Origin of the sequence: Escherichia sp. 20412-1 (assembly GCF_003027595.1) — a bacterium.
GTDB lineage: Bacteria > Pseudomonadota > Gammaproteobacteria > Enterobacterales > Enterobacteriaceae > Escherichia > Escherichia marmotae.
On the sequence record NZ_PYQM01000147.1, the window covers coordinates 1 to 246 of the forward strand.

The window sequence follows — 246 nt, forward strand, 5'->3', positions numbered from 1 at the left end:
GTCGAGAACAACGGCGAGGTACGCCCAGCGCTTACCCGTCCAGATATAGGTCACATCACCGCACCACACCTGATTTGGCTCGGTCACGGCGAACTGCCGTTCAAGATAGTTAGGGATAGCAACATGTTCATGACCACCACGTTTATACCGGTGAGTCGGCTGCTGACAGCTGACCAGCCCCAGCTCTTTCATGAGCCTGCCAGCAAGCCAGCGTCCCATCTGGTAGCCTCTCCGGGTTGCCATTGT

At 56.9% G+C, this 246-nt stretch carries 1 pseudogene; it reads right to left on the reverse strand.

Annotation, left to right across the window (positions count from 1 at the left end):
• A pseudogene (locus tag C7B16_RS24435) lies at positions 1 to 246 on the reverse strand (IS3 family transposase); the annotation flags it as partial.